Genomic DNA, 4,096 nt, shown 5'->3' with positions numbered 1-4,096 from the left:
TCAATAACTTTAATGTAATATAATAGCTTTGTTTTAGCCTATTTACATACGAAGTCCCCAAAAGGCCGAAAGTGGTGACTCAAAAGGCATCCAGACGAAGACCCCAGACGGCCCCCTGCACCCAGGCGTGGGCGGCTCCAAGAATCGCTCTCGGGGCCTCCTGATGCCCTCCCCGAGGCCGTCTCGGACATCTCCGAGCCTCTCCTCGGCTCCGTTGCACCCGCCGGTGCCTGCCGCCGTGGGGGCGTCAGGTCAGGCCGATGTTGGTGGCACAAAAGTGGCGGCAGTGGTGAGAACACCCGACGATTCCCTGCTGGGCAGCCGCAGGTTCGGCGCGATCACTTCGGTTTGGCAGGTTGGCGTCTCTGTCCTTTGGTTCGGCGCATCGCCTTGACGACACCGATTACTGCATTGATGAACTCCGCGTCCGCCTGTGCCAGCATTGCCGCCAACCTGTTGAGAGCCACATCCCGACTGGATGATTTCTCGACCGGCTTCGGATCCGCGAAGTCAAAAAGCTCCTTCATCGTGATACCAAACGCTTCCGTCAACCTCTCGCAGGCCGCCATCGAAGGGTAGTACACGCCACACTCGCATTGGCTGATGAACCCTGCGGAGACGCCGAGTTGCTCGGCGAATTGTTCTTGGGTCAGCCCCCGCGCGTTGCGCAAGTCCTTGAGTCTCTTGCCGAGGCTCTTCTTCATGTTCATGCAATCACCCTCGACCCCGCCCAAACGGAAGTTGATCGGACAGGGCGAGGGTAGAAACAGCGCAAGGTTGAGTCCAGAGGGCTAATCCTATATAATGCGTATGTTTGGTATTCCTATAGTTGCCTTGTACTCGCCGGAGGTATCGAGGAGAACCAGAGGATGGAGAGCATCACCGATACCCCGACGAAAACACGCGGTGGGACTCTCGTCGTCATTTGCGTCCTGCTAATTCCCGCTTGTCTTTTCGCAGCCAATCCCAACGACCAACGAGGCAAGTGGGTCGTTGACGAGCAAGGGGCCACCGTTTGGGTGCCGGACCAGCCCCCTGCCCCCGTCAGCCCGCCTGCGCCGAAGGCATCCGTTCCGGCTCCTACCCCTGTTGTGAACGAACGCGCCTCCTTCGGCTTGGGGTATTTCACGACGAGCGCCCCGTTGGGGTTTCGCTGGTGGGCAAGCGAGGACTTCGGCCTCGACCTCGGCCTCGGTTTCAATGTGCTCGGGAGCGGCGGCACAACGTCCAACCGCATTGCCGCCGAGGCGGGCATCCTCGGGGCGCTCGCCCATCGTGAGAACCTGACCGTGTTTCTTCGTTTGGGCGCGGGCCTCGAAAACGGGCAGCACGGGCTGAATACGCTCGACATCAACAGCATCGACCCGAACGCGGGCGGCTCGAACGCCGACTTCCTACTCAACGTCAACCTAATCGCCGGAGCCGAGTACAGGCTGACGGGCATCGGCTTGCCCAACGTGGCGTTTACAGGGGGCATGGGCGCTGGCGTCCAAATTGCCAAACCGGACGGCGGTGACATCGAGTATGCCCTCGGGACTGCCAACTACACGGGCGGCCTCATCGAAGGGCTTGTGTTGGGAATGCACTTCTACCTTTGACAGGCACGGGGAGGTTCCAAATGAACATGAAGTCAGTTGCACTCGTCGCCGCGCTGGCGGGCATCGCGTTCGGTTGCTCTTCCTCGACCGACCCCGACAAGGTTCGGTGCAAAAGCGACGCTGACTGCACCGCTGCGGGCGGAAAAGCCGTGTGCGAAGGGGGTTACTGCGCGGTCGAAGCCTGTACCGAGGGCTACGCCGACTGCGACCAGCAGTACAGCAATGGCTGCGAGGTGGACCTCGGTGCCGACAGCGAGCACTGCGGCGACTGCGCGACAGCGTGCGGGTCACACTCCTTCTGCGATGCAAAGGCTTGCGCGTGTGAAAAAGGATACGGAGACTGCAACGGGATCGTGTCGGACGGGTGTGAGACCGTGACCGACACCGACGCCGAAAACTGCGGAAAGTGCGGCAACGTCTGCCCCGCCGTGACCAATGGCAAAGGCGGCTGCAACAAAGGCAAATGTGGCGTGGGTGAGTGTGATCGAGGCTGGGGTGACTGCGACGGGAAGCCCGAGACCGGCTGCGAATACAATGTGTCCAACGACGTGAACAACTGCGGCGGGTGCGGGGACACCTGCGGCGGTGTCATCGGCGCAGACGTGACCTGCAAGGACAACGGCTGCACGTGGGCCTGCAAGGATGGCTACGGCGACTGCGACGACAAACCCGAGACAGGATGCGAGACCGACATCTCGGCGAACGTCGAGCACTGTGGCGAATGTAACAACCCATGCCCCGCGTTTGCCAACGCCGAGACTTCGTGCCGTGGCTCGAAGTGCGAAATCGGGAACTGCAACGAAGGATACAGGGATTGCGATGGGCAACCCGAGAACGGGTGCGAGTGGAACCTCTCGGAGAAGTGCGCTGGCCTGTGCGGCGGCAGCGACGGCTGTGGCGGCACTTGTCCGGATTCCTGCGTCGCGCCCGAGACATGCGGCGGTGGTGGAACGCCCAATGTCTGCGGGTGCAAACCGAAGTGCGACGGCAAGTGCGGAGGGCCGGATGGCTGCGGCGGCGAGTGCGTGAGCACATGCGTTGCGCCCCAGACCTGCGGCGGCGGCGGGACGCAGTTCGTGTGCGGGTGCACTTCCGAGAACGACACGGACTTCTGCAAACGTCTCGGGAAAAACTGTGGCACCGTTACTGCGACAGAAGCCAACTGCGGCGTGCAGCACTCGGTGAAATGTGGATCATGCAATGTCCCCCAGACGTGCGGGGGCGGGGGAACCGAAAACGTATGCGGTTGCACGCCCAACTGCACCGGCAAATGCGGCGGGCCGGATGGATGCGGCGGCGTTTGTCCAAACACGTGCATCGCACCGCAGACATGTGGAGGCGGCGGCACGGCCAACCTTTGCGGTTGCACGCCAAAGTGTTCCGGCAAGTGCGGGGGACCCGACAGTTGCGGAGGAACCTGCCCGAACAACTGTGTCGCTCCCCAGACATGCGGCGGAGGCGGCACGCAGTACGTTTGCGGGTGCACATCAACCATCTGTGGTGGCAACTGTCCTGACAACTGTATTCTACCACAGACGTGCGGCGGTGGTGGGTTGCAGTACCAGTGCGGATGCACGGCGAACTGTGCAGGGAAGTGCAGCGGTCCCGACGGGTGCGGCGGGACCTGCCCCGACACATGCAGCGTACCACTGACGTGCGGAGGAGGAGGCACACAGTACGTGTGCGGATGTACCCCCTACTGCACAGGCAAATGTGGCGACTCAAATGGCTGCGGCGGAATGTGTCCCGACAACTGCGTCGCACCCCAGACCTGCGGTGGTGGGGGGACTCAATACACATGTGGATGCACATTCGAGGGTAATGCGATGTTCTGTAGTCGTCTAGGAAAGAACTGCGACAACGTCACTGCGAACGACAACTGCGGCACGCAAAGGACAGTCAACTGCGGGACCTGCACGTCACCAAAGTCCTGCGGGGGCGGTGGGACTCAATATGTTTGTGGCTGCACCTATGAGGGGAACGTAGCGTACTGCACTCGTCTGGGAAAGAACTGCGACAACGTCACTGCGAACGATAACTGCGGGACACCCCGGACGGTCAATTGCGGGACATGTTTGATCCCGCAGACGTGTGGCGGAGGCGGGTCGCAGAATGTCTGTGGCTGTACTTTCGAGGGGAACACGACGTTCTGCTCTCGCTTGGGCATGAACTGCGACAACGTCACGGCGACCGATAACTGCGGCACAGTGCGGACGGTCAATTGCGGGACCTGCACATCACCACAAACGTGTGGCGGAAGCGGGACGCAGGGCGTCTGCGGATGTGCACCGAATTGCACGGGCAAATGCAGTGGCTCTGATGGATGTACTGGCATCTGTCCTGATAATTGCGCACTCCCACAAACCTGCGGCGGAGGCGGCATGCAGTACATATGTGGATGTACCCTGAATTGCACCGGCGACTGTACCGATGGCTGCGGCGGTTTGTGCCCCGACCCCTGCACAGCGTTTCTTGCAAGCGCTGGGTCGGATCATACC

General features: G+C 61.3%; 2 protein-coding genes. One reads left to right on the top strand and one right to left on the bottom strand.

Going from position 1 to position 4,096, the window contains the following annotated elements; all coding sequences use genetic code 11:
* Window positions 1-338 precede the first annotated feature (338 nt).
* Entirely contained in the window at window positions 339-710 is a 372-nt protein-coding gene (locus HY962_09150; protein MBI5647091.1) for a helix-turn-helix transcriptional regulator, read from the bottom strand.
* 432 nt (window positions 711-1,142) lie between these two features.
* Here HY962_09150 and HY962_09145 point away from each other — a divergent pair, with 432 nt between their 5' ends.
* The gene (locus tag HY962_09145; protein MBI5647090.1) at window positions 1,143-1,598 is read left to right on the top strand and encodes a hypothetical protein; all 456 of its coding nucleotides are present in this window, start codon (window positions 1,143-1,145) and stop codon (window positions 1,596-1,598) included.
* Window positions 1,599-4,096: the final 2,498 nt, after the last annotated feature.

The organism is Ignavibacteriota bacterium (assembly GCA_016218045.1).
Taxonomy (GTDB): domain Bacteria; phylum Bacteroidota; class Ignavibacteria; order SZUA-365; family SZUA-365; genus JACRFB01.
Note: the sequence above shows the minus strand (reverse complement) of the source record. Positions and strands in the feature narration are given on the sequence as shown.